16 protein-coding genes are annotated in these 25257 nt (G+C 43.8%); 10 read left to right on the top strand and 6 right to left on the bottom strand.

From position 1 onward, the window contains the following. The first annotated feature begins 19 nt into the window (after window positions 1–19). From I2I04_RS11240 to I2I04_RS11230, 3 genes are all read left to right on the top strand, one after another. Window positions 20–2176, top strand: coding sequence for a GH92 family glycosyl hydrolase (locus tag I2I04_RS11240; RefSeq protein WP_143260405.1), 2157 nt, complete (start codon window positions 20–22; stop codon window positions 2174–2176). A gap of 111 nt (window positions 2177–2287) precedes the next feature. Then, window positions 2288–3421, top strand: coding sequence for a glycoside hydrolase family 130 protein (locus I2I04_RS11235; RefSeq protein ID WP_195655036.1), 1134 nt, complete (start codon window positions 2288–2290; stop codon window positions 3419–3421). A 49-nt stretch (window positions 3422–3470) separates the two neighbouring features. Continuing rightward, complete coding sequence (locus I2I04_RS11230; protein WP_195472028.1) at window positions 3471–4853, top strand: SGNH/GDSL hydrolase family protein; 1383 nt, start codon at window positions 3471–3473, stop codon at window positions 4851–4853. Between the two features lie 130 nt (window positions 4854–4983). Here the strand turns inward: I2I04_RS11230 and I2I04_RS11225 are convergent, their stop codons facing one another. The 3 genes from I2I04_RS11225 to dxs are packed head-to-tail and all read right to left on the bottom strand — an operon-like array spanning window position 4984 to window position 9718. Beyond that, window positions 4984–6435: a TrkH family potassium uptake protein gene (locus I2I04_RS11225; RefSeq protein WP_195655035.1), complete on the bottom strand. Its 1452-nt coding sequence runs from the start codon at window positions 6433–6435 to the stop codon at window positions 4984–4986. Between the two features lie 36 nt (window positions 6436–6471). Then, the gene (gene trkA, locus I2I04_RS11220) at window positions 6472–7812 is read right to left on the bottom strand and encodes a Trk system potassium transporter TrkA (RefSeq protein ID WP_143260409.1); all 1341 of its coding nucleotides are present in this window, start codon (window positions 7810–7812) and stop codon (window positions 6472–6474) included. Window position 7813: 1 nt separating this feature from the next. Continuing rightward, window positions 7814–9718 (bottom strand): 1-deoxy-D-xylulose-5-phosphate synthase, encoded by a 1905-nt coding sequence (gene dxs, locus I2I04_RS11215; RefSeq protein WP_195472031.1) that lies wholly within the window; start codon window positions 9716–9718, stop codon window positions 7814–7816. A 167-nt stretch (window positions 9719–9885) separates the two neighbouring features. Between dxs and I2I04_RS11210 the strand changes: the two genes are divergently transcribed. The 5 genes from I2I04_RS11210 (at window position 9886) to I2I04_RS11190 (ending at window position 18130) form a co-directional block, all read left to right on the top strand. Continuing rightward, window positions 9886–10905 carry a GSCFA domain-containing protein gene (locus I2I04_RS11210; RefSeq protein ID WP_229126976.1) on the top strand — a complete coding sequence of 340 codons (1020 nt, stop codon included), beginning with the start codon at window positions 9886–9888 and terminating at the stop codon, window positions 10903–10905. Next, window positions 10881–13421 carry a bifunctional UDP-N-acetylmuramoyl-tripeptide:D-alanyl-D-alanine ligase/alanine racemase gene (locus I2I04_RS11205; RefSeq protein WP_195655034.1) on the top strand — a complete coding sequence of 847 codons (2541 nt, stop codon included), beginning with the start codon at window positions 10881–10883 and terminating at the stop codon, window positions 13419–13421. Before I2I04_RS11210 ends, I2I04_RS11205 begins: the two co-directional genes overlap by 25 nt. A gap of 113 nt (window positions 13422–13534) precedes the next feature. Further along, entirely contained in the window at window positions 13535–13756 is a 222-nt protein-coding gene (gene tatA / locus I2I04_RS11200) for a twin-arginine translocase TatA/TatE family subunit (protein WP_004301497.1), read from the top strand. Window positions 13757–13773: 17 nt separating this feature from the next. Then, window positions 13774–14610 carry a twin-arginine translocase subunit TatC gene (tatC, locus tag I2I04_RS11195; protein ID WP_185911611.1) on the top strand — a complete coding sequence of 279 codons (837 nt, stop codon included), beginning with the start codon at window positions 13774–13776 and terminating at the stop codon, window positions 14608–14610. Beyond that, complete coding sequence (locus I2I04_RS11190; protein WP_195655045.1) at window positions 14573–18130, top strand: AAA domain-containing protein; 3558 nt, start codon at window positions 14573–14575, stop codon at window positions 18128–18130. Before tatC ends, I2I04_RS11190 begins: the two co-directional genes overlap by 38 nt. A 393-nt stretch (window positions 18131–18523) precedes the next feature. Here I2I04_RS11190 and I2I04_RS11185 read toward each other — a convergent pair whose 3' ends face one another. The 3 genes from I2I04_RS11185 to I2I04_RS11175 all read right to left on the bottom strand — a co-directional run bounded on the left by I2I04_RS11185 (window position 18524) and on the right by I2I04_RS11175 (window position 22657). Beyond that, window positions 18524–20041, bottom strand: a complete 1518-nt coding sequence (locus tag I2I04_RS11185) for an MFS transporter (RefSeq protein ID WP_185911612.1) — start codon at window positions 20039–20041, stop codon at window positions 18524–18526. Window positions 20042–20308: 267 nt separating this feature from the next. Beyond that, a complete protein-coding gene (gene kduI, locus I2I04_RS11180) occupies window positions 20309–21229 on the bottom strand; it encodes a 5-dehydro-4-deoxy-D-glucuronate isomerase (protein WP_004315058.1) in 921 nt (306 codons plus the stop codon). A gap of 24 nt (window positions 21230–21253) precedes the next feature. Then, window positions 21254–22657 (bottom strand): PTS galactitol transporter subunit IIC, encoded by a 1404-nt coding sequence (locus I2I04_RS11175; RefSeq protein ID WP_143260412.1) that lies wholly within the window; start codon window positions 22655–22657, stop codon window positions 21254–21256. Between the two features lie 301 nt (window positions 22658–22958). Between I2I04_RS11175 and I2I04_RS11170 the strand changes: the two genes are divergently transcribed. Together I2I04_RS11170 and I2I04_RS11165 are read left to right on the top strand one after the other, a co-directional pair. Beyond that, window positions 22959–24158: a glycoside hydrolase family 88 protein gene (locus tag I2I04_RS11170; protein ID WP_143260413.1), complete on the top strand. Its 1200-nt coding sequence runs from the start codon at window positions 22959–22961 to the stop codon at window positions 24156–24158. A 9-nt stretch (window positions 24159–24167) separates the two neighbouring features. Then, a complete protein-coding gene (locus tag I2I04_RS11165; RefSeq protein WP_143260414.1) occupies window positions 24168–25139 on the top strand; it encodes a pectinesterase family protein in 972 nt (323 codons plus the stop codon). Window positions 25140–25257 lie beyond the last annotated feature (118 nt).

The following is a 25257-nucleotide window of genomic DNA, read 5'->3' as shown; positions in this document are numbered from 1 at the left end:
AGTGTAACGAGAATACAGTATGAAAAATAAAGTTTTAACAGGTTTATTATTGGTTTTGATTGGAGGGTGGGGGAGTCTCTCGGCGCAGAGCGCTGGGAGTAATTATGCCCGTCAAGTAAATACCCTGATAGGAACGAAGGGCGTGGGCTTGACTTCGGGATATCTTTATCCCGGAGCCACTTATCCTTATGGAATGGTGCAGTTCACCCCCTCTTATTTTTCCAAACGTTCCGGGTTCGTCATCAATCAGTTGAGTGGTGGCGGTTGTGAGCACATGGGTAACTTTCCTACTTTTCCGGTAAAAGGTAAACTGAAGATGTCTCCGGACAATATTCTCAACTACCGCATCAATATTTCTGAAGAAAAAGGACACGCCGGTTATTATGAAGCAAAGGTGCAGGAAGATATCCATGCAAAACTGACAGTAACCGAAAGAACCGGTATGGCGAGTTATGAATATCCGGCCGATCAGCAATATGGTACGGTAATTATCGGTGGAGGTATTTCCGCAACTCCGATAGAACAGGCCGCCATCGTCATTACTGCGCCGAACAAGTGTGAAGGATATGCGGAAGGTGGCAATTTCTGTGGCCTCCGTACACCGTATAAGGTCTATTTTGTAGCAGAGTTTGATACGGATGCGTTGGAATCGGGAACATGGAAAAGAAATGAGCTGAAACCGAACGCGACTTTTGCCGAAGGAGAATATTCCGGAGTTTATTTTACTTTTGATGTGAATAAGAAGAAAAATATCCAATATAAGATTGGAGTTTCTTACGTCTCGGTAGAGAATGCACGCGAGAATCTGAAAGCGGAGAATACCGGATGGGATTTCCTGCAGATTCAGAATCAGGCAGAATCCAAATGGAATCATTACTTGGGTAAGATCGAAGTAGAAGGAACTAATCCGGATCGTACCACTCAATTTTATACCCATCTGTATCGTTCATTCATTCACCCGAACGTATGCAGCGATGTGAATGGAGAATACATGGGAGCTGACTTCAAAGTGCATAAATCCCGTTCCAAACACTATACTTCTTTTAGCAACTGGGACACCTATCGTACACAGATTCAGCTATTGTCAATCCTTGATCCTGAAGTAGCCTCTGATATTGTTATTTCTCACCAATTGTTTGCCGAAGAAGCTGGTGGTGCTTTTCCGCGTTGGGTGATGGCTAATATAGAAACCGGAGTAATGCAAGGAGATCCAACTCCTATCTTGATATCCAATGCTTACGCTTTTGGTGCCCGTAATTATGACCCGAAACCGATTTTCAAAACCATGAGAAAAGGAGCGGAAGAACCGGGAGCAATGTCACAGGAGGTTGAGGCTCGTCCGGGACTGAAACAGTATTTGGATAAAGGATATTACAACGCTTCTATACAACTGGAATATACTTCCGCTGATTTTGCAATCGCACAATTTGCCTTACATGCTGTAGGAGATGAGTTTGCAAGCTGGCGTTATTTCCATTTCGCACGTTCATGGAAGAATCTGTATAACCCGGAAACCGGATGGTTGCAATCACGCAATCCGGATGGTTCGTGGAAACCACTGACTGAAGATTTCCGTGAATCGACCTATAAGAATTATTTCTGGATGGTGCCATACGATATTGCCGGTCTGATAGAAATCATCGGAGGCAAAGCAGCCGCAGAAAAACGCCTGGATGAATTCTTTACCCGCCTGGATGCCGGTTACAATGATGCTTGGTTCGCTTCCGGCAATGAACCGAGCTTCCATATTCCTTGGATATACAACTGGGTAGGAACTCCCTATAAAGCACAGGAGATTATTAACCGTGTATTGAATGAACAGTATTCAAGTAAAATTGATGGTCTGCCGGGCAATGATGATTTAGGAACGATGGGTGCCTGGTATGTATTCGCTTGCATCGGACTTTATCCCGAAATACCGGGAGTGGGAGGCTTTACGGTGAACACTCCGATATTCTCATCTGTAAAAGTTCATTTGAAGAAAGGGGATATGGTGATAAAAGGCGGTTCGGAAAAGAATATTTATATCAAGTCCATGAAGCTAAACGGTAAACCGTATGACAGTACATGGATCGATTGGGACCAACTGAATAATGGGGCTACAATAGAATATACTACCTCGGCTAAGCCGGACGTGAAGTGGGGAACTAAAGTGACTCCTCCCTCTTTCCCTTAAAGCAAACCAACGAGGTATATAAGTTTATATCATAAATTTAGGCACGGATTACATAGATTAACGCTTGAAATTATTTTGCAAGAGTACTTATTTATAATATCAAACGTAAGAATGAAAAGAAAACTACAAAACATAGCTTATTTACTGATGGCTGCCGCATTAGTCACTTCATGTGGCGAGAAGAAGCAGACATCTGGATTCCCAGATTGGGCGTGGGCAGATTTCCAGCGTCCGGAAGGTGTTAATCCGATTATCTCTCCTGACACTACGACCCTTTTCTATTGTCCGATGCGACGAGACTCAGTAGCATGGGAAGCGAGTGATACATTTAATCCGGCTGCTACTGTTTATGATGGGAAAGTAGTGGTCCTCTACCGGGCTGAAGATAACTCGGCAACTGGTATCGGATCACGTACCTCCCGTTTGGGATATGCCTATTCTGACGACGGACTACACTTCAAACGAATGTCCCTACCCGTATTTTATCCGGCAGACGACAGCCAGAAAGAGCTGGAAAATCCCGGCGGTTGCGAAGACCCACGTGTTGCCGTAACAGAAGATGGACTTTACGTAATGCATTACACACAATGGAACCGCAAACAGGCGCGTTTGGCAGTAGCTACCTCGCGCGATCTTCAAACGTGGGAAAAACATGGACCGGCTTTCGCGAAAGCATACAACGGAAGATTCATAGATGAATTTTCCAAATCTGCCTCTATCGTAACCAAATTAATCGACGGCAAACAAGTGATAGCCAAGATTGACGGCAAATACTGGATGTATTGGGGAGAAAAGTTTGTGAATGTAGCCACTTCCACAGACTTGGTCAACTGGAAACCAATGTTGGATGAAAATGGAGAATTCCTGAAAGTGATGGCTCCCCGCGCAGGTAAGTTTGATAGTGACCTGACCGAATGTGGTCCTCCTGCCATTCTTACAGAGAAGGGAATCCTGCTACTTTATAACGGCAAAAATAAGTCGGGCGCCGAAGGAGATACACTGTATACTGCCAACTCTTATTGCGCAGGACAGGCCTTATTTGATGCCAAAGATCCTACTAAACTAATCGATCGCTTGGATAAACCTTTCTATATTCCCGAATCAGATTTCGAAAAGAGCGGACAATATCCAGCCGGAACCGTATTTATAGAAGGGCTTGTATTCCACAATCAGAAATGGTTCTTATATTATGGCTGTGCCGATTCACGTGTGGCAGTTGCCGTATATGACCCTCTCAAAAAATAAAGAAAACGTTCATGAAGAAGATAACAATTTGTAAAATATAGATTAAGACATGAAAAAATTATTTGTATTGATTGCTGCGGCTTGTATGACATGTACTGCTGCGTTTGCACAAACTGTGAAACCTTTTAAGGAAGGTGAGAGAGCAGTGTTTTTAGGAAATAGTATAACAGATGGCGGTCATTACCATTCATACATCTGGTTGTATTATATGACTCGTTTTCCGGATATGCCTATCCGTGTGTTCAACGGTGGCATTGGTGGAGATACGGCGTATGATATGAACAAACGCCTGGATGGTGATATCTTTGCGATGAAACCTTCCGTGTTGATGGTTACTTTTGGTATGAATGATTCCGGATATTTTGAATACAACGGCGATAAACCTAAAGAATTCGGAGAGCAGAAATATCAGGAGAGCATAAAAAATTACCGGCAGATGGAGAAACGTTTTCAGGAGCTTCCTGATACCCGTATCGTGATGGTTGGAACTTCTCCATACGATGAAACTGTACAACTGAAAGAGAATACGCCATTCAAGACAAAGAATGAAACCATCAAAAGGCTCGTTGAATATCAGAAAGAATCGGCAGCTAAAAATAATTGGGAATTTACTGATTTAAATGCTCCTATGGTTGCTTTGAATCAGCAATACCAACAGAAAGATCCTACATTTACTCTTTGTGGAAGCGACCGTATTCACCCCGACAACGACGGACACATGGTGATGGCCTATCTTTTTCTGAAAGCCCAGGGATTTGCAGGTAAGGAGGTAGCGGATGTGGAGATTAATGCTAATAATAAACAAGCCGTTAAGTCGGAGAACTGTACCGTTTCCAATATAAAGAAGAACGGAAAAGACTTGAGCTTTGACTATCTGGCAGGTGCTCTTCCTTATCCTTTGGATACTATTGCCCGTGGTTGGGGACAGAAAAAGAGCCAGGCAGAAGTGTTGAAGGTTGTTCCTTTTATGGAAGAGATGAACCGTGAAACGTTGAAAGTAACAGGGCTGAAAGGCAATTATAAATTGTTGATAGACGATGAAGAAATAGGAACCTGGAGTGGAAATGAACTGGCAAAGGGTATTAATCTTGCGGCTGAATCCAAAACTCCCCAATACCAGCAGGCATTAACGGTTATGCACCTGAATGAATATCGTTGGGAGATTGAAAGAACATTCAGAGAATATGCGTGGTGCGAATTCGGCTTTTTCCAGCAAAAGGGATTGTTGTATGCTGATGACAGAAAAGCGATCGAGGTGATGGATGAAAACTTGGATAAAAACGTTTGGTTGAAGGGACGTCGTGATATGTATTCAAAGATGATGTTTGAAGCTGTCCGTGATGCTCGTCAACAGGAAATGGATGTTCTTATCAATAAGATTTATGAAATAAATAAGCCTGTTGTAAGAAAGGTTTTACTTAGAAAGATATGATGTGATAGCAACGTAGAAATACGATAGAATTCTCACCGTAATGAGAAAAAATACTCATACCTATGGAAATATATTCTCATAGGCATGAGTATTTTTTCTCATAGGGATAAGTATGGTTGAGAATTGAATTTTAATTTTTTTTCCAAAAGTCGGAAGTAAAAAGTAGTAATACTGTAAATAACTCCAAACGTCCCAAGAGCATTAAAAAAGAGAGCAGCCATTTGGCAGCATCCGGCAGTTCACTCCATGAAAAGGCCGGACCACATGTGCCGAGTCCCGGTCCCATATTGCCTATACTTGAGATTACTGTTCCGATTGATTCCAAAAAGCCTACTCCTAGGCCCATCATGACAAGTACACTGATAATAACAATGACCGCATACAAGAAAGTGAAAGCTAGTACGGTAGACTGTATAGAAGGGGAAATGACTTGCTTGTTTATTCGTACCGGGAGCACGGCATTAGGGTGAAGAATATGCTTGAATTCGTTTTTTGCAACCTGAAGCAGAATAACCATACGAATACATTTGATACCTCCGGTTGTACTGCCGGCACAAGCTCCGATGATCATTACTATTACAAGACATCCCCAAAGGATAGAAGGCCATAGCATATAATCGGCTGTGGCAAATCCCGTAGAAGTTTGCAAGGAAATCACTTGGAATAGTGATTTACGGAACGCTTCTTCTATGGAGATAGAAGAAGTCTGATGGAGCCAGACTGCAATAAATATAGTAAAAAAGGAAACACACAAGAAATAGAATTTCAGTTCTGCGTCATGAATGAACTTTTTTATTTTTCCATTGAACATCAACAGTAATAGCGTGAAGTTGATACCCGAAAGAAACATGAAAGTAGAGATTACATAATCGATATAGGGTGAGTGATAATATTCAATACTCGCTTGTTTGGTAGAAAATCCGCCAGTGCTGGTAGTTGTGAAAGCATGGCATATACTATCGAATACGCTCATACCACCGAATGCTAATAGGACAATTAATGTCCCCGTCATTCCGGCGTAAATCCCCCAAATCCATTTGGCAGTGATACCAATACGGGGATGTACTTTGTCATGAGTAGGGCCGCTGGCTTCTGCTGCAAACACCTGAATTCCACCCACACCGAAAATCGGTAGAACGGCGATGGTGAAGAATACAATACCCAAACCACCTATCCATTGCGTCATAGCCCGCCAGAAAAGTATTCCATGAGGCATTGACTCTATATTATTTAAAATAGTGGCACCCGTGCTGCTGAACCCGGACATCGTTTCAAAGAATGCATCCGTGATACTTGGGATATATCCTCCTATATAATAAGGTAGCATTCCGAAAAGAGAAAAGGTAACCCATGCTGCACTGACTATGACATATCCGTCACGGCGATTCAGGGATTTCACTGCATCTTTCCCGATAGCGAGCAACAAAACCCCGATGTAGGCGGTGATGGCTGATGAAATCAGGAAGCTCTGCAAGTCGTTCTCTTTATAGAAAAGAGAGACCCCTCCACAACATAACAGCATGGCTGTTTCTATCAGAAGCAGAAAACCCAGAATCCGGAATATCATCTTCGAGTTAATCATAGACAAGTAATTTATTTAATAATACTTGATACTTACTTAGTTAAAGAACTTCTCAATCTTTTTAATCATCATGCTTAGGCAGAATACGACTACATGGTCGCCGGGACGGATTTGCGTATCACCTGTCACCAGGATACCTTCTCCGTTACGGATCATTCCTCCGATGGTGGTGCCTTTGGGAAGTCCCAGGTCTTTAATCAGGTGTTTGGTTATTTTAGCCCCTTCCGGTACAGTGAATTCGGCAACGTCCGCATTGGCAAAAGTCAGGCATTTCACGTTAGACACGTCGGCATCCAGCATCATTTGGTAGATGTGGCTGGCAGCAATCATTTTTTTATTGATAACCGTGCCGATGTCGAGACTCTCTGCCATACCGATATAGTCGATATTCTCCACTTCTGCCACCGTCTTTTCCACTCCCATACGTTTGGCGGCGAGACAGGCCAGAATATTCGTTTCCGAGTTGCCGGTCAAGGCTACAAATGCTTCGGTATTCTTTAGACCTTCTTCGATAAGCAGGTCCATGTCGCGACCGTCTCCGTTGATAATCATTGTCTTATCATCCAGTAGTTCTGTCAGGCGGTTGCAACGGTTCAGGTCATTATCCACTATTTTCACCTGCATATAGTCCGGCACATATTGTGCGGTACGGACTGCGATACGGCTACCTCCCATAATCATTACATTGCGTACGTCGGCATAGTCTTCTTTGCCGGCTATCTTACGTATATAAGGAATGTATTTGCGGGTAGTGGTGAAATAAACAATGTCATGCAATTTAATAACATCGTCTCCGCGAGGGATAATCGTTTCCGTTCCGCGTTTGATGGCTACTACGTGGTAAGGAATGTTGGGGCCGCCTAGCTGATGCAGCGGTATATTCAGGATTTCAGCCTTTTCGCGCATCTTCGTACCAATCAGGATCAGCGAACCTCCACAGAACTCCCACCATTGGCGTACCCAGCTCATGCGCATGGAAGATACGATTTCTTTAGCAGCCAGCATTTCCGGGTAAATCAGAGAATCTACTCCCAGTTTCTGGAAAAACTCTTTATTTTTAGGCAGAAGATATTCATAGTTGTCGATACGCGCCACTGTCTTTTTAGCTCCCAGGTTGGTGGCCAGCATACAGGCAGTCATGTTGCGGCTTTCGTCCGGTGTGACTGCGATAAACAGGTCGGCTTCTTTGACGCCTACTTCTTTCAATCCGGAGATGGAAGAAGGAGAAGCGGCAACAGTCAGCAAGTCAAAGTTGGCGCTAAGAGCACTTAGTTTCTCTTCGTCATCATCCATCAAGATAATATCTTGCTTCTCGCGCGATAACAGCTTGGCCAAATGGGTGCCTACGTTGCCGGCACCGGCAATAATAATCTTCATGTCAATTGATAAATTCTTTTATTTTAGTCAGAATCCCTTCTTCATCCATGCCGCACAGTTGGTACAGTTCGGCAACTGCCCCATGTTCCACAAATATGTTAGGGATACCGATACGCTTCACGGTCGGTTTGTATTCGTTGTCTGCCATAAATTCGAGGACAGCGCTACCCATACCGCCTCTGATAATTCCATCTTCGATGGTCAGGATACGTTGGAATTTACGTCCTGCCTCGTGCAACAGCTCTTCATCCAGTGGTTTCAGGAATCGTAAATCGTAATGGGCGATGGACAGTCCTAAATCAGCTTCTGCCCGGGTGATGGCACGGGCGGCTATGTTTCCTATCGGTCCGATAGTAATCACTGCAAGGTCGCTACCCTCTTTCAGTTTTCGTCCTTTTCCTACCGGAATTTCTTCCAGCGGACATTTCCAGTCCACCAGTACGCCGCGTCCACGGGGATAACGGATCACGAACGGTCCCTTGTCCGGCAATTGTGCCGTATACATCAGACGACGTAATTCGTGTTCATCCATGGGGGAACTGATAGTCAGATTAGGGATCGGACGTAAACATGCCATATCAAAAGCCCCGTGATGAGTGGGACCGTCTTCGCCAACCAGTCCGGCGCGGTCGAGACACAAAACAACAGGAAGATTCTGAATCGCTACGTCGTGGATGATATTATCATGCGCCCGTTGCATAAAAGAAGAATAGATATTGCAGAATGGTTGCAGTCCGTCTTTTGCCATTCCTCCGGAGAAGGTAACTGCATGTCCTTCGGCAATACCGACATCGAAAGCGCGTTTTGGCATTTTCTCCATCAATATATTCATCGAACAGCCGCTGGGCATGGCGGGAGTGACACCGACAATCTTCGGGTTGGCTTCGGCAAGCTCCACCAGTGTATTTCCGAATACGTCCTGGAAAAGCGGGGGCATTCCTTCGGTGTTGGCAATGAAACGTTCGCCGGTGACGGGATCGAATTTGCCGGGAGCATGCCATTCGGTGGCGTGTTTCTCTGCCGGTCCGAATCCTTTTCCTTTGATAGTATGCAGATGCAGGATTTTAGGTCCTTGCATATCTTTGATATCACGTAATACTCTTGCCAGGTTCTTTACGTCGTGTCCGTCTATCGGGCCGAAGTAACGGATATTCATCCCTTCAAAAATATTCTGTTGCTGTGCAGCCATCGATTTCAGGCTATTTCCGAAACGGATGAGCGCTTTGCGGCGTTCTTCGTTTAAAATGCCAAGCTTGAACAGCATGCGCGAGAGCTTGAAACGTAACTGATTATAGCGGTTGGAAGTTGTCAGGTTGAAAAGATACTGTTTCATGCCTCCTACGCTGCGGTCGATTGCCATATCATTGTCATTCAGGATAATGAGCAGGTTGTTCGACGTGGCAGATGCATTGTTCAGTCCTTCAAAAGCCAGTCCGCCACTCATTGATCCGTCGCCGATAATGGCTACTACATGGCGTTTGGCGTCTCCTTTCCGGGCGGCTGCGACAGCCATACCGAGAGCGGCAGAAATAGAATTGGAAGCGTGTCCGCACGTGAAAGTATCATATTCACTTTCTTCCGGAGACGGGAAAGGGCGGATTCCTCCGAGTTTCCTGTTTGTAGAAAATGCTTCACGGCGCCCTGTAAGAATTTTGTGGCCGTATGCCTGATGTCCCACGTCCCATACAATACGGTCATAAGGTGTATTATAGACGTAGTGCAGAGCTACGGTCAGTTCTACGGTCCCCAGGCTGGCTGCGAAATGTCCGGGGTTGCAGCAGAGTTCTTTAATAATGTCTTGCCTTAGTTCACCACATACTTCCGGCAGTTGCTCCACGTCTAGTTTTCGCAGGTCTTCAGGATAGTTGATCGTATTTAGCAAGTTATATATCGGTTCATTCTTCATGATTCGAGGAAATTTAGTGCAAAAATACGAAAAGAAAGTATATTCGGCCTCCTTTTTTTTATAAAATCTTATCCGGCATAGAGACGTATCTGTTTTTCCATACTCCCTAAGATCATTGAATCGTGAGGAAAAAGAGGGCGGAAATAGTTTTTTGATTACTTTTGCACATGAAACGTAATGAAATGATGGAAAATCGTATGAACTTTCAAACATCTGTAGAATTACCTGCCGGGATGCCATCTGTCAGTCATGCAGACCATATTCTTCTGATGGGGTCCTGTTTTGCGGAAAATATCGGACGGCAATTGATGGATGCCGGATTTCAACTGGACCTGAATCCTTTTGGTATTCTTTATAATCCTTTATCCGTCTCATCTGCTTTGAGGGAGATTATAAGGAATAAGGAATACAACGAACAAGATTTGTTTGCCTACAAAGATTTATGGCATAGCCCGATGCATCATGGCTCTTTTTCGGCTTTTACGCCCGAAGAGACATTGCATACAATAAATTCACGCCTTCACCATGCTTATAAGAAACTGCCGGAGTTGAACTGGCTGATGGTGACAATGGGGACTGCCTATGTTTATAAACAAAAGGAGAGTGGACAAGTGGTAGCCAATTGCCATCAGTTGCCGGAAAGTCATTTCTTGCGTTACCGGCTAACTGTTGAAGAAATTGTAGAAGATTATACAGCACTCATCACCGAAATGACCGCCCGGAATCCGGAACTAAAATGGCTGTTTACAGTCAGCCCGATCCGTCATATACGCGACGGGATGCATGCCAACCAATTAAGCAAATCGACTCTGCTGCTCGCCATCGACCGATTGCAACAACTGTTCCCGGAGCGAGTGTTCTATTTCCCCTCTTATGAAATCATATTAGACGAATTACGTGATTATCGTTTCTATGCCGACGATATGTTGCATCCGTCTCCTTTGGCGATTCGTTACCTCTGGGAACGCTTCTCCGAAACCTTCTTTTCTGCTGAAACAAAGAAGGTTATCGTAGCTGTGCAAGACATCCGCCGGGACTTGGCGCACAAGCCTTTTCATCCCGAGTCAGAGGCGTATCAACGCTTTTTAGGACAAATAGTGTTAAAAATAGAACGACTTATCGGAAAATACCCGTACTTAGATTTTCAAAAAGAAACAGAACTATGTCATATGCGATTGAATCCATAGCCAAAAGTATCGGTGCCCGCCGTGTGGGCAAACATAAAGCGACTATTGATTGGCTGTTAACAGACAGCCGCTCTTTGAGTTTTCCGGAAGAAACTCTTTTTTTTGCTTTAACTACCAAACGAAACAGCGGGGCCCGTTATATTCCCGATTTATACGACCGGGGCGTACGTAATTTTGTAATTACGGAAGAAGACTTTAAATTAATTGAGAATGGAGAGTTGAGAATGGAGAGTTCTATGCAGCATGATGGTGCGCAGCCAACTATCAATTCTCAACTATCGACTATCAATTTTCTTATCGTTCCCAATCCTCTGAAAGCTTTGCAGAAGCTTGCCGAAGCACATCGTGATAAATTTAAAATCCCTGTGATCGGTATCACCGGCAGCAATGGAAAAACCATTGTGAAAGAGTGGTTGCATCAGTTGCTTAGCCCGGATCGTTGCATCGTTCGTTCTCCACGCAGCTATAATTCGCAGATCGGAGTCCCACTTTCTGTGTGGCAACTTTCTGAAGAAGCCGAACTGGGTATTTTCGAAGCCGGCATTTCCGAGATGGGAGAGATGGGAGCTTTGAAACGAATGATTAAGCCTTCCATTGGTATTCTGACCAATATCGGTGGTGCCCATCAGGAAAACTTCTTCTCCTTGCAAGAGAAATGTATGGAAAAGCTGACGCTTTTCAAAGACTGTGATGTCGTGATTTACAACGGCGATAACGAGTTAATCAGCAATTGTGTCGCAAAATCAATGCTGACGGCGCGTGAGATTGCCTGGAGCCGTACCGACATTGAACGTCCGTTGTATATCAGCCGTGTGACCAAGAAAGAAGATCATACCGTCATATCCTATCGTTATCTGGAGATGGATAATACTTTCTGTATCCCTTTCATTGATGACGCTTCTATTGAGAATGTACTGAATTGCCTGGCAGCTTGTCTTTACCTGATGACACCTGCCGACCAGATAACCGAGCGGATGGCCCGTCTCGAACCGATTGCTATGCGTCTGGAAGTGAAAGAAGGAAAGAATAACTGTGTATTGATTAATGATAGCTATAATTCAGACTTGGCATCATTGGATATTGCTCTCGATTTCCTTGTACGCCGCTCGGAAAAGAAAGGCTTGAAACGGACGCTTATCCTGTCGGATATACTGGAAACCGGACAAAGTACCGCTACGCTTTATCGACGTGTGTCGCAATTGGTACAGAGCAAAGGTATCAATAAACTGATTGGCGTAGGGCAGGAGATATCTTCTTGTTCCGCCCGTTTTGATGATGATCTCGAACGCTACTTCTTCCCTAATACAGAAGCACTCCTTGCATCCGATATACTCAAGTCACTTCATTCGGAAGTAATCTTGGTGAAAGGTTCCCGTGTGTTCAACTTTGATTTGGTATCCGAAGCCCTCGAATTGAAGGTACATGAAACCATTCTCGAAGTAAATCTCGGAGCGATGGTAGCCAATCTAAACCATTACCGTTCTATGCTCCGTCATCCGGAGACAAAGGTGATCTGTATGGTGAAAGCATCAGCATACGGAGCCGGTTCATATGAAATAGCCAAGAGTTTACAGGAACACCATGTCGATTATCTGGCCGTAGCCGTCGCCGACGAAGGTTCCGAACTCCGCAAGGCAGGTATTACCGCTTCTATTATCATTATGGACCCGGAACTTACTGCATTTAAAACCATGTTTGATTATAAGCTGGAACCGGAAGTTTATAATTTCCATCTGCTCGACGCACTTATCAAAGCTGCGGAAAAAGAAGGAATCACCAACTTCCCCATTCACGTGAAACTCGATACGGGTATGCACCGACTCGGCTTTGCAGTGGAGGATATTCCATTGCTTATCCGTCGACTGAAGAATCAGAGCGCGGTGATTCCCCGTTCAGTATTCTCTCATTTTGTGGGAAGTGATTCGTCGCAGTTCGACGGTTTCACCCGCGGACAGATTGAATTGTTCGAGAAAGGCTCGCAAGAATTACAGGCCGCTTTCTCTCATAAGATTCTCCGTCATATCTGTAATACGGCAGGAATCGAGCGTTTTCCCGAAGCACAGTTCGATATGGTGCGCTTGGGAATCGGACTTTATGGAGTTAGCCCGATAGACAATTCGATTATACACAATGTAAGTACGCTCAAAACCACCATCCTTCAGATTCGGGATGTTCCTCAAGATGACACAGTAGGATATAGCCGGATGGGACATTTGGTACGCCCTTCCCGCATTGCTGCTATTCCTATCGGTTATGCGGATGGACTGAACCGTCACTTGGGACGCGGCAACGCCTATTGCCTGGTGAACGGAAAGAAAGCTCCTTATGTCGGGAATATCTGTATGGACGTCTGCATGATCGATGTGACGGATATTGATTGTCGGGAAGGCGATCAGGCTATCATCTTCGGCGATGAACTGCCGATTACGGTGTTGTCCGACAAGCTGGATACGATCCCTTATGAAGTGCTGACAAGTATATCGACACGGGTGAAGCGGGTATATTATCAGGATTAGAACTTTCTAATAACCCTGTGTTGTCATAAAAAACAGGGTTAATCCATGTAACCTGTGGTGAAAATGATTATATTTGCAGCAACTATTAAAAACCTCTTATATCAAATAAACTTATGACAAACTTATTATTGTTAGGCTTTTTGCCTAGTGGTTCCGAATGGATTATTATTGCTTTGGTTATCCTTCTTCTTTTTGGTGGAAAGAAAATTCCTGAACTGATGCGCGGATTAGGCAAAGGCGTAAAGAGCTTCAAAGACGGTGTGAATGAAGCGAAAGATGAAATAAACAAGGCAAAAGACGAGTTGGACAAACCTGTAGATCCTTCTAAGAACTAAAAGAGTACAACATACGGATGGCAGAAATGACCTTTTGGGATCATTTGGACGAATTGCGTAAGGTACTTTTTCGAGTAGTTGGAGCTTGGTTTGTATTGGCGATAGGCTATTTTATTGCTATGCCCTACCTCTTCGACCATGTAATACTTGCGCCTTGCCACAATGATTTCATATTCTACGATTTATTACGGCATATCGGTAAAACATTTGATTTGACTGATGACTTCTTCACGCAACAATTTTATGTGAAGCTGGTCAATATCAACTTGGCTGCTCCTTTCTTTATTCACATGTCGACTGCATTTTGGATGTCGGTAGTGACGGCTATGCCTTATATCTTTTTTGAAATATGGCGTTTCATCAATCCCGCCCTCTATCCGAATGAGAGAAAGGGCGTGCGTAAAGCATTGACTATCGGAACATTGATGTTCTTCATCGGTGTACTGCTAGGTTACTTTATGGTTTATCCGCTGACTCTCCGTTTCCTTTCTACTTATCAGTTGAGTTCGGAAGTGGAGAATATCCTGTCGCTCAATTCTTATATCGACAATTTTATGATGCTGATTCTCTGCATGGGATTGGCTTTTGAACTTCCATTGGTTACATGGCTGCTTTCTTTAATGGGAGTGGTCAACAAGTCCTTCCTGCGGAAATACCGCCGTCATGCGGTTGTCATTATAGTGATAGCAGCTGCTATTATTACTCCGACAGGAGACCCGTTCACCTTGAGTGTTGTAGCTATTCCACTTTATCTGTTGTACGAGATGAGTATTTTGATGATAAAGGACAAGAAGAAAACAGAAGAGGAAGTTGAAGATGAAGCTGGAGATGAAGTTGCCCTGTCCGAAGAGTGAAGCGATAGAATCTTATGAAATCCTTTTAGCAGTTTGCCGGGCGGAAGATACTTATCTTGCCGTAGGATATAAGCAAATGCGCGACTTGCTGGAGCGTATTTGTCGTGCGCAAATGCAAAACGAAAGTTTACAGATGACCGACCTTTCCGCACGAATCAGTTTCGTGGCGGCTAAGGTCGGTCTTTCTGTTGCAGAGCAGAACCGGCTGCATACTTTCCGGCTCACTTCGAATGCTATTCTGAACCGCCAGCAGGAGCCCAACCGGGAACAACTCTTGCGCGATGCGAAAACGTTAGCTTTCTTTATTCGTAAACTCCTGGAAGAGGATATTCCCTTGGAGCTATACCGGTTACTTCCGCGTGCGGATGCCACCTACCTGGTTGCGCCCCCTGCCCGCGAACGGGTGCAGCGGATGCGTGTCTGCTTCCAGTATGCTGATGAGCAATATTTGTATGTGACTCCCTTGGATGAAGTCTCGGAGAAACCATATCTGGTTCGTTATAATATTCCTCAAATGAATGAAGAGTTTGCAGAAACGTGCAAACTGCTTTGGCGACATGCCCAAGTCAATTTATTGGATGTTGCAGTGGATGAGACAGGAATCCTGACTCCTTCTTTCATTGTACTCGAACCGGATTATTTACTTGATATCAGTTCTCTGGCAGAGTGTTTCCGTGATTACGGGCATCATCCGGCCAATTATTTTCTTTCCCGTCTTCAACCGATCGAAAATGCCCGACCTCTGTTACTGGGAAATATAGCCAATCTTTTCCTGGACGAATGGATTCATGCGAAGAGTGAAGATATAGATTATCGTACCTGTATGCAGAAAGCTTTCCGGCGTTATCCTATTGAATTGGCTGCCTGTTCCGATTTGCGTGACAAAGAGAAAGAACGCCAGTTCTTTGAGGACTGTAAACTGCACTTCGATCATATTCGTGAAACGGTCAATGATACCTTTCATGCAGCCGGTTATGAACTGGACAAGACAGATGCCGTGCTCGAACCGTCTTATATCTGTGAAGCACTTGGACTTCAGGGACGTCTCGACTATATGCAGCGGGATATGTCTTCTTTCATAGAAATGAAATCCGGTAAAGCGGATGAATACGCTATCCGGGGGAAGGTAGAACCGAAGGAGAATAATAAAGTACAGATGTTGCTTTATCAGGCAGTCTTGCAATATTCAATGGGAATGGATCACCGGAAAGTGAAAGCCTATTTGCTTTATACCCGTTATCCGCTTCTTTATCCTTCCCGTCCTTCGTGGGCAATGGTACGTCGGGTGATTGATTTGCGTAATCGCATTGTAGCCGATGAATATGGCGTCCAATTGCGGAACAGCCTGGAATATACGGCACAAAAACTGGAAGAAATCAATGCTTCAACCTTGAATGAACGAGGATTGAAAGGACGTTTTTGGGAAACATACCTGCGTCCCTCTATTGATAACTTTCAATCGAAACTAAAAGCTCTTTCCCCACTGGAAAAGAATTACTTCTATGCGGTTTACAACTTCATTACAAAGGAACTTTATACCTCAAAATCCGGTGATGTGGATTATGAAGGACGTACAGGGGCAGCTTCTTTATGGCTTTCTACATTAGCGGAGAAATGCGAGGCAGGAGAAATTATTTATGATTTGAAAATAAAGGAGAATCATGCTGCCGATGAACATAAAGCCGGACTTACTTTTTCTTTCTTTAAAAAGGAAAAGGCTGGGAAAACTTTGTTGAATGAAGCTGCCGTAAATGATATTACTGGGGATAAAGCTATTGGAGATGATATTACTGGAGATGAAACCTCTGAAAGTAAGACTGTCAGAAGTGAAGCTCTTGAAACAGAGACTTTTCTCCCTAATTTCCGTCAAGGCGATGCCATTATTCTTTATGAACGAAACTGCGATACAGATAACGTCACCAATAAAATGGTTTTCAAAGGCAATATCGAGTACTTGACAGAAAATGAAATAGGTATTCGTTTGCGTGCCACCCAGCAGAATTCATCCGTACTTCCTGCCGAAAGCCTTTATGCGATAGAACATGATACAATGGATACAACATTCCGCTCGATGTATCAGGGCTTATATGCTTACCTTTCTGCAAGGAAGGAGCGTCGTGACTTATTGCTGTCACAACGTCCTCCGCGGTTTGATGAATCATTGGATTCCATGATTTCCCGTTCGGAAGACGATTTTACGCGAGTTGCTCTGAAAGCAAAAGCCGCACAGGATTATTTCCTTCTTATCGGACCTCCGGGAACGGGCAAGACTTCGTGTGCCCTGAAGAAAATGGTGGAGACTTTTCATGCAGATAAAGATGCGCAGATTCTTTTGCTTTCATATACCAACCGGGCTGTTGATGAAATCTGTAAGTCGCTGGCTTCTATTGCTCCGGCAGTTGATTTTATCCGTGTGGGAAGTGAATTATCATGTGATGAAGCCTACCGCGGACATCTGATTGAAAATGAATTATCCTCTTGTAACCGTCGTTCGGAAGTTTACGAACGCATCCGGAATTGTCGGATTATGGTGGGAACGGTAGCGGCTATTTCCGGTAAACCGGAACTGTTTCGTCTGAAACATTTTGATGTAGCCATTATTGATGAGGCTACCCAAATTTTGGAACCGCAGTTGTTAGGCATCCTCTGTGCACGTGGAGAAGACGAAAAGGATGCGATAGATAAGTTTGTGTTGATCGGAGATCATAAACAACTGCCTGCTGTAGTGCAGCAAAAGACGGAGCAATCGGTCATTTATGATGAATCTTTACTGTCTATCGGGTTGACCAATCTTAAAGATTCCTTGTTTGAACGCCTCTACCGGAACTGTACTGCGACGGTTCAACATATATTGTCTTCATCGGAGCAGTCGTCTCCATTGGAACAATCATATCCATCATTCGCAGCTCAGCGCTCCTACGATATGCTGTGTCGCCAAGGGCGAATGCATCCGGAAGTTGCTTTGTTTGCTAATCGTGCTTTTTATGGAGGGCGTCTGATCCCTGTCGGCCTGCCTCACCAAACAGAATCATCCGATACTATTTGTCGTTTGGCTTTTTATCCCTCTGTACCCGAAAAGGTGGGCGCATCTGCAAAGATCAACTATTCGGAGGCGCGCATTGTTGCCGACTTAGCTGTTCGCATTTATGAAGATCATCAGACAGATTTTGACGAATCCCGTACTTTAGGAATCATTACCCCTTACCGGAGTCAGATAGCACTGATTAAAAAAGAAATAGAATCATTAGGTATTCCGGTTCTGAACCGAATCTTGGTTGACACGGTAGAACGGTTCCAGGGGAGCGAACGTGATGTAATAATCTATTCCTTCTGTGTCAACTACCCTTACCAACTAAAATTTCTATCCAATTTGACGGAAGAAGAGGGTGTCTTGATCGACCGGAAACTGAATGTAGCCTTGACCCGTGCAAGAAAACAGATGTTCATCACGGGAGTCCCCGAGCTACTCGAACGCAACCCACTCTACAAAAGTTTATTAAAATTAATAGAAGGCTCCTGAAAATTGCATCATTTTTGCAGATGTTAGTTTTTATTCTCTCTTTATGCGATTCATTAACACCTCTATATTGAACAAACGCCTATATTTGCAACACGTTTTTTTCATAGAGATTTAGATTTAAGGTTAGAAGAATTGTGGAAGTCGTGAGACTTCCCTTTTTTTCATCTTAACGTTTACTATACTTCATTATAGGAATGCAAAAACACTGTTTTTAGTGTTTCGGTTAAAAAATTTGCAAGAAGATGATGCAGGATAAGTAAACCTAAAAAGCCTTCTTCGTGAGAAGAGGCTTTTTTATTTTTCATTTTTTGAATAATTGGTTAGAAAACAAAAGAGTAACTCGGCGGCGAGTTACTCTTTTGTTTTCTAACGATTCTATCTGTACGAATAGATTTAATCCAATACGATAGGTTTGTATTTCGGAACTAAAGCCTTCATGATAACCCAACCCAACAGATAAGCTACTGCACATACGCAGAAGATAACGAAATATCCGGCCGGTTTACCTTCGAATCCCATGAATGTCATGGCAGGGTGTACAAATTGTGCCCCTTGTTCCAACAGCTCTTTCGTCATTTCCACTTCATGACCGTCAACCATCGTTGTTCCGGAAGCATACACGAATAAGTTACCTGCCACTTTCTGAAGAATCATAGAGCCTACGCCTCCTGCCATACCACCTATACCGGTGATACTTGCAATAGCTGTTCTTGGGAACATATCGCCTACGGTAGAGAATATATTGGCCGACCAGGATTGATGAGCAGCTCCACCAATACCGATTAAGATAACCGGGAACCATGGAGAAACAGTACCTAACGGTTGTGCTAACAGTACAACCAGCGGGAAGAAGGCGAAAATTAGCATCGCTTTCATACGGGCTGCATACGGATTCATACCCGTTCTGTTGATGAAGATAGTAGGTAGTTTACCACCATAGATAGATAACATAGTCACTGCATAAAGTGTAAAGATCAACGCCATACCCAACGGGTCGGAGGTTTTGATACCGAATTGAGTATTCAGATAAGACGGAGTCCAGAAAAGGAAGAACCACCATACGCCGTCAGTCATGAACTTACCGAAGACAAAGGCCCATGTTTGTTTGTAGCTGAAACATTGCCAAAACTTCATTCTCTTTTCATCTTTCTCGTCTGTCATCGGAGCACTGCCTACTTCGCGATGGTCTTGCTCGATATAGTCAAGCTCTGCCTGATTGACATGTTTGCTTTTCGATGGGGCATCATACATAAACACCCAGAATCCCATCCAAATAAAGCCAAGTCCACCAATTACGATAAATGCCATTTCCCAACCGAACATTTTTGCCAGGATAGGAATGGTAAGAGGGGCGATCAACGCACCGATAGATGCACCGGCATTGAAGATAGAAGTAGCGTAAGCACGGTCTTTTTTAGGGAAGTACTCCGCGGTTACTTTAATGGCGGCAGGGAAGTTACCAGCTTCTCCTAAAGCAAGGATACAGCGGGCGGCGAGGAAGCAGTACATACTGACCGTAGCAATAGTCACCACTACATCTCCTGTGGCACCTGCCAGTTCTGCTGCGCTATGAAGACCTACCTGTGCTTCTGTGATAACACCACAAACGGCATGAAGACAAGCACCTGCCGACCATACACCGATAGCCCATAGAAAACCTTTTTTAGTTCCCATCCAGTCGACAAAACGACCGGCAAACAGCATACATATAGCGTATACAATGGAGAAAACAGAAGTAATAGTACCGTAGTGAGATTCGTCCCAGTGGAATTCCGGTTTGATAAATTCATCCCACGTCAATGAGAGAACCTGACGGTCGAGATAGTTAACTGTAGTAGCAAAAAATAGCATAGCACAGATGGTCCATCTGTAGTTTGTCATCTTTTCACCTGTTTTTTGAAATGCATTCATGATAATGGATTTAAATAGATTTTGTTTCGTTGACAAAGGTCGGTATTTCGACTGAATTTTATTTGTAAAAATTGGTCAAAATCATGTATTATTCGTTGCATTATAGTTGGATTTTGTTACATCCTATATATAATATGGTAACGAGGTGTTTGTTCTCTGGGGGAAGAATACGTAAAATCCGGAAAACTTCATCCCTTTCTCCCGGAAGAGAAAAGGATGAAGTTTTTCGGATCATTGATTATATGTATGAACAGGAATACGCAACGGTTAGCGCATTTCTGTATATTTGATCTTGTCCATGTCTCCGTAGTCGAGGTTTTCACCTGCCATACCCCAGATAAACATGTAGTTGCTTGTTCCGGCAGCAGCGTGGATAGACCATTCCGGTGACATAATAGCCTGCTCGTTCTGCATCCATACGATGCGTTCTTCTTGAGGTTCGCCCATGAAGTGACAGATAGCATTTCCAGCCGGTACATTGAAGTAGAAGTATGCTTCTACACGACGAGAGTGAGTGTGTGCAGGCATAGTGTTCCATACGCTACCCGGTTTCAACTCTGTCAGTCCCATCTGCAATTGGCAAGGGCCTTCTTCAAGTACGTTGTTAACAATCAACTGGTTGATAACGCGGTCGTTGCTTTCTTCCAGCTTTCCGGCAGCAAATGAGTTTGCTTTCAGCGAGCCTTTGCGTCCGTCGATAGTAATCAATTGAGTCTTGTATTCCTTGTGAGCAGTAGCCGAGTTGATGTAGAACTTGGCAGGATTGCTGGAATCTTTGCTCTTGAAAGTCACTTTCTGTTTGCCTCTACCTACGTACAGAGCATCTTTGAATTTCAGCGTATATTCTTTACCGTCTACCGTTACGATACCTTCGCCACCAATGTTGATGACACCCAGTTCGCGGCGTTCGAGGAAGAATTTAGATTTCAACGGGTCGATTGTTTCAAGTACCAATTCTTTTGTTGCAGGTACTGCGCCACCGAAGATCAGACGGTCGTACATAGAATAAGTAACGTTGATTTCGTTCGGGACCATTACTTTTTCCATCAGGAAGCTACTACGCAAGCGGTTAGTATCGTACGTTTTCACGTCTTGCGGACTGCAAGCCACTTGCATCTTGTAATTCACTTGGGCAGAAGCAGACATCGCTGCGATACCCAACATCATTGCAATTGCTAATTTTTTCATCATCTTTTCTTTATAGTATTTATATTATTCTTTATTGGTTGATGCGTTTTTTGCGTCGTTTCTGGTCATGCGGATACGGTTGTAGATAGCCATTCCAAGTGCCAGTGCCACGAGGATGGCAGGGCCGATAATCTTCAGACTGTAAGTCAGGTGGAAGATACCCCAGCAGAAGAGGCTGGAAGCAAAGTCGAGTGCTCCACCTTCAAAACCGGCGGGGATATTCACTGTCGGGTCGCCTGTTGCGGCATATACGTCTTTGGCGGCCAGTGTGAAGAAGCCTGCCAGGCCGGTTACGAAATACAGGCCGATTGTCAAAGCTACCAGGCCGATGATGAATGATTTCACTACGTTCCCTTTTGTAATAGGCAGAATCATCGGGAACAAGTAGAACATACCTGCCAGAGAAGCCAGCGGTAAGAAACGGTTGCCCGGAAGGATAACAGCCAGGAAGATAGTGACAGGGATCAACAGCAGAGATACCACCAAGGTAGTCGGGTGACCGATAACCAGTGCAGGGCTCATACCGATGCTCAATCCGGTGTTATTCTTATATTTCTTAGCGATCAGTTCGCGGGTAGCGTCAGAGATCGGTTTCAAACCTTCGATAAAAAGACTGGTGATACGTGGAATCAATTCCATCACCGCACCCATCTTGATACCCAGACCCAATATACTTGGGATACTGTCCACTACTTCTTTCCAACTTCCGCAGCCCAATGCACCGATACCGCAACCAATTACGATACCCAAAAACAGCGGTTCACCCATCAATCCGAATTTCTTTTTCAATCCTTCAGAATCGATATTCAGTTTGTCGAATCCCGGAATTTTATCCAATAGTTTATTGATTATAAGAGCAAACGGAACGAAACTTTGGCAGAACGGTTGAGGAATAGAGATGCCGTCCATTTTATCATAGAACTTCTGGAAAGCAGGAGCAGTCATATCAGCCATTACCAGCGTAATGATGTAGCAGATGATGGCAGCGAAGAATCCCCAATAGATATTGTCGGAAGCAAAGTACACGATAGCACCGATAAATGCGAAGTGCCAATAGTTCCAAAGGTCGATATTGACGGTACGGGTTGTTTTGGTAAGCAACATTAATAAGTTAACTCCCAAGCAAACAGGGATAATGAAAGCACCGACTGAAGTGTTGTAAGCTACCGCCGCAGCAGAAGGCCAACCCATGTCGAAAATTCCCAATTCCAATCCGTAGATTTCAACCATTTTACTTAATGCCGGACCCAGACTGCTGGTGAGCAATGCCGTCACTACTGATAAACCAACGAAACCGACACCAACCAACAAACCGCTTTTTAGCGCTTTGGGAAATTTAATACCGATACATACTCCTAAAATCGTGAAAATGATTGGCATCATTACTGCCGCTCCAAGACCGATAATGTACTTAAATACTTCTTCCATTCTGTTCTATTTTTTCTCTGTTTTAATGATAAATTACCTGTGTTTCCCCAGAGGGTATTAGTTGTAAACCGTGCCAAAAGTAAGACCTTTTTTGCTTTCTTCCAAAACGAAACTCTTAATTTATGAGATATTGCATCAAAAATGGACATTTTTGACGTTTGCGTGCACAAAATTAGTCGTTTCCGTGCACGAAAAACAAAAAATGCACCTACTTGACTAAAAAATCCCACTGGGTTTGGAGGAAAAACACTACTTTCGTAGCGTGAAAAAAGACTATGTTGAATCCTTAAAATAACAAACCATGAGACTAACTCCTTTTTATAATTTTTTTATAGTGGCTTTATTGGTTACAATGACCGTCTCCGTATCGGCACAACAGGTAGACAGCAAGCTTCCCTGGTCTGTACGACTGACTGAATCGGAAATGATCCGTTACCCCGAATCCTGGCAGCTCGACTTTCAGCCGAAACTGAAGTGGGATTATTGCCACGGACTTGAACTGGGAGCCATGCTCGATGTGTATGATACTTATGGCGACAAGAAAATTCGCGATTACGCTATCGCGTATACAGATACAATGGTGCACGAAGACGGAAGCATTACTGCTTATAAATTAACCGATTATAGTCTCGATCGTATCAACTCCGGAAAAATCCTTTTCCGTATTTATGAGCAGACCAAAAATCCTAAATATAAGAAAGCACTTGACTTGCTTTATAGTCAGTTTGAAGGACAACCGCGCAATGAGGACGGTGGTTTTTGGCATAAAAAGATTTATCCCCACCAAATGTGGCTGGACGGAATTTACATGGGAGCTCCTTTCTATGCGGAATATGCATTCCGTAATAATCTTCCGCAGGACTATGCAGATGTAATCAACCAGTTCGTCACTTGTGCTCGTCATACATACGATCCTAAAAATGGTCTTTATCGTCATGCGTGTGATGTAAGCCGCACCGAACGTTGGGCGGATCCGGTGACCGGACAGTCGAAACATACGTGGGGACGTGCGATGGGATGGTATGCGATGGCATTGGTGGATGTGCTCGAATTTATTCCGCAGCATGAAGCCGGAAGAGATTCTTTGCTTGATATATTGAATAATGTAGCTGTGCAGGTGAAGAAACTTCAGGATCCGAAGACCGGAGGATGGTATCAGGTGATGGACCGGAGTGGTGATAAGGGAAATTACGTAGAATCTTCCTGTTCCGCCATGTTTATTTATTCGCTCTTTAAGGCTGTTCGTTTAGGATATATTGATAAGTCTTATCTGGATGTGGCATTGAAAGGCTACAAAGGATTCCTGGATAATTTTATCGAAGTGGACAACAACGGATTGGTAACCATCACCAAAGCTTGTGCAGTGGCAGGATTGGGAGGAAAGGTATACCGTTCCGGCGATTATGACTATTATATTAATGAAACTATCCGCAATAACGATCCTAAAGCCGTAGGACCTTTTATTATGGCTAGCTTGGAATACGAACGTTTACAAAAGTAATTTCCGACGATGAAAAGGACTATTTTTAAAGGAATGATGTGTTTGCTTCTACTGGGTGTGGGAGCAACATCTGTTTATTCACAACAACAGCAACGCAAAGATACATTAGTCGTGGCACGCGACGGGACAGGGGAGTATCGTAACATTCAAGAAGCCGTGGAAGCTGTCCGCGCTTTTATGGACTATACGGTGACGATTTATATCAAGAACGGTATATATAAAGAAAAACTGGTCATTCCTTCCTGGGTAAAGAATGTGCAATTAGTGGGTGAAAGTGCAGAAAAAACGATTATCACTTACGATGATCATGCTAATATCAATAAGATGGGTACTTTTCGCACTTATACGGTAAAAGTGGAAGGAAATGACATCACTTTCAAAGACTTGACGATTGAAAATAATGCGGCTCCACTGGGGCAAGCGGTAGCTCTTCACACCGAAGGTGACAGACTGATGTTTGTCAACTGTCGTTTCTTGGGAAATCAGGACACTATTTATACAGGCACCGAAAGGGCTCGTCTCTTATTCACGAATTGCTATATCGAGGGAACTACCGATTTTATTTTTGGCCCTTCCACCGCCCTATTCGAATATTGTGAACTGTATAGTAAACGTGATTCGTATATCACTGCTGCTTCCACTCCTCAAAGTGAAGAATTTGGTTATGTTTTCAAAAACTGTAAGCTGACAGCCGCTCCGGGAGTGAAAAAAGTATATTTGGGTCGTCCGTGGCGTCCTTATGCGGCAACGGTCTTTATCAATTGTGAGTTTGGTAATCATATCCGTCCCGAAGGATGGCACAATTGGAAGAATCCGGAGAACGAAACAACAGCTCGTTATGCCGAGTTCGGAAATACAGGTGCGGGCTCGGATACTTCCGGGCGTGTGATGTGGGCTAAACAGTTGACAAATAAGGAGGCAATGAAGTATACTCCACAAAACATCTTTAAGGAAAGCAGTAATTGGTATCCTTATAAATAAAACAAGTAAGATGGACAATCGTTTGTCGGTTTGTTAATCCGGTTTCATGCTTTGATACATTTTGTTTCACGGTGAGAAACTAAAGTTTCCATTAAGGGGAAACAATGGTTTCATTACG

Origin of the sequence: Bacteroides sp. 1001136B_160425_E2 (genome assembly GCF_015559655.1) — a bacterium.
Classification (GTDB): domain Bacteria; phylum Bacteroidota; class Bacteroidia; order Bacteroidales; family Bacteroidaceae; genus Bacteroides; species Bacteroides luhongzhouii.
This window is presented reverse-complemented; position numbering and strand designations above follow the sequence as displayed.

What these genes read in the sequence shown, in the direction of transcription:
- I2I04_RS11240 (WP_143260405.1), top strand. Translation starts at nt 20, where the DNA reads ATGAAAAATAAAGTTTTAACAGGTTTATTATTGGTTTTGATTGGAGGG.
- I2I04_RS11235 (WP_195655036.1), top strand. Translation starts at nt 2,288, where the DNA reads ATGAAAAGAAAACTACAAAACATAGCTTATTTACTGATGGCTGCCGCA.
- I2I04_RS11230 (WP_195472028.1), top strand. Translation starts at nt 3,471, where the DNA reads ATGAAAAAATTATTTGTATTGATTGCTGCGGCTTGTATGACATGTACT.
- I2I04_RS11225 (WP_195655035.1), bottom strand. Translation starts at nt 6,435, where the DNA reads ATGATTAACTCGAAGATGATATTCCGGATTCTGGGTTTTCTGCTTCTG.
- trkA (WP_143260409.1), bottom strand. Translation starts at nt 7,812, where the DNA reads ATGAAGATTATTATTGCCGGTGCCGGCAACGTAGGCACCCATTTGGCC.
- dxs (WP_195472031.1), bottom strand. Translation starts at nt 9,718, where the DNA reads ATGAAGAATGAACCGATATATAACTTGCTAAATACGATCAACTATCCT.
- I2I04_RS11210 (WP_229126976.1), top strand. Translation starts at nt 9,886, where the DNA reads ATGAAACGTAATGAAATGATGGAAAATCGTATGAACTTTCAAACATCT.
- I2I04_RS11205 (WP_195655034.1), top strand. Translation starts at nt 10,881, where the DNA reads ATGTCATATGCGATTGAATCCATAGCCAAAAGTATCGGTGCCCGCCGT.
- tatA (WP_004301497.1), top strand. Translation starts at nt 13,535, where the DNA reads ATGACAAACTTATTATTGTTAGGCTTTTTGCCTAGTGGTTCCGAATGG.
- tatC (WP_185911611.1), top strand. Translation starts at nt 13,774, where the DNA reads ATGGCAGAAATGACCTTTTGGGATCATTTGGACGAATTGCGTAAGGTA.
- I2I04_RS11190 (WP_195655045.1), top strand. Translation starts at nt 14,573, where the DNA reads ATGAAGCTGGAGATGAAGTTGCCCTGTCCGAAGAGTGAAGCGATAGAA.
- I2I04_RS11185 (WP_185911612.1), bottom strand. Translation starts at nt 20,041, where the DNA reads ATGAATGCATTTCAAAAAACAGGTGAAAAGATGACAAACTACAGATGG.
- kduI (WP_004315058.1), bottom strand. Translation starts at nt 21,229, where the DNA reads ATGAAAAAATTAGCAATTGCAATGATGTTGGGTATCGCAGCGATGTCT.
- I2I04_RS11175 (WP_143260412.1), bottom strand. Translation starts at nt 22,657, where the DNA reads ATGGAAGAAGTATTTAAGTACATTATCGGTCTTGGAGCGGCAGTAATG.
- I2I04_RS11170 (WP_143260413.1), top strand. Translation starts at nt 22,959, where the DNA reads ATGAGACTAACTCCTTTTTATAATTTTTTTATAGTGGCTTTATTGGTT.
- I2I04_RS11165 (WP_143260414.1), top strand. Translation starts at nt 24,168, where the DNA reads ATGAAAAGGACTATTTTTAAAGGAATGATGTGTTTGCTTCTACTGGGT.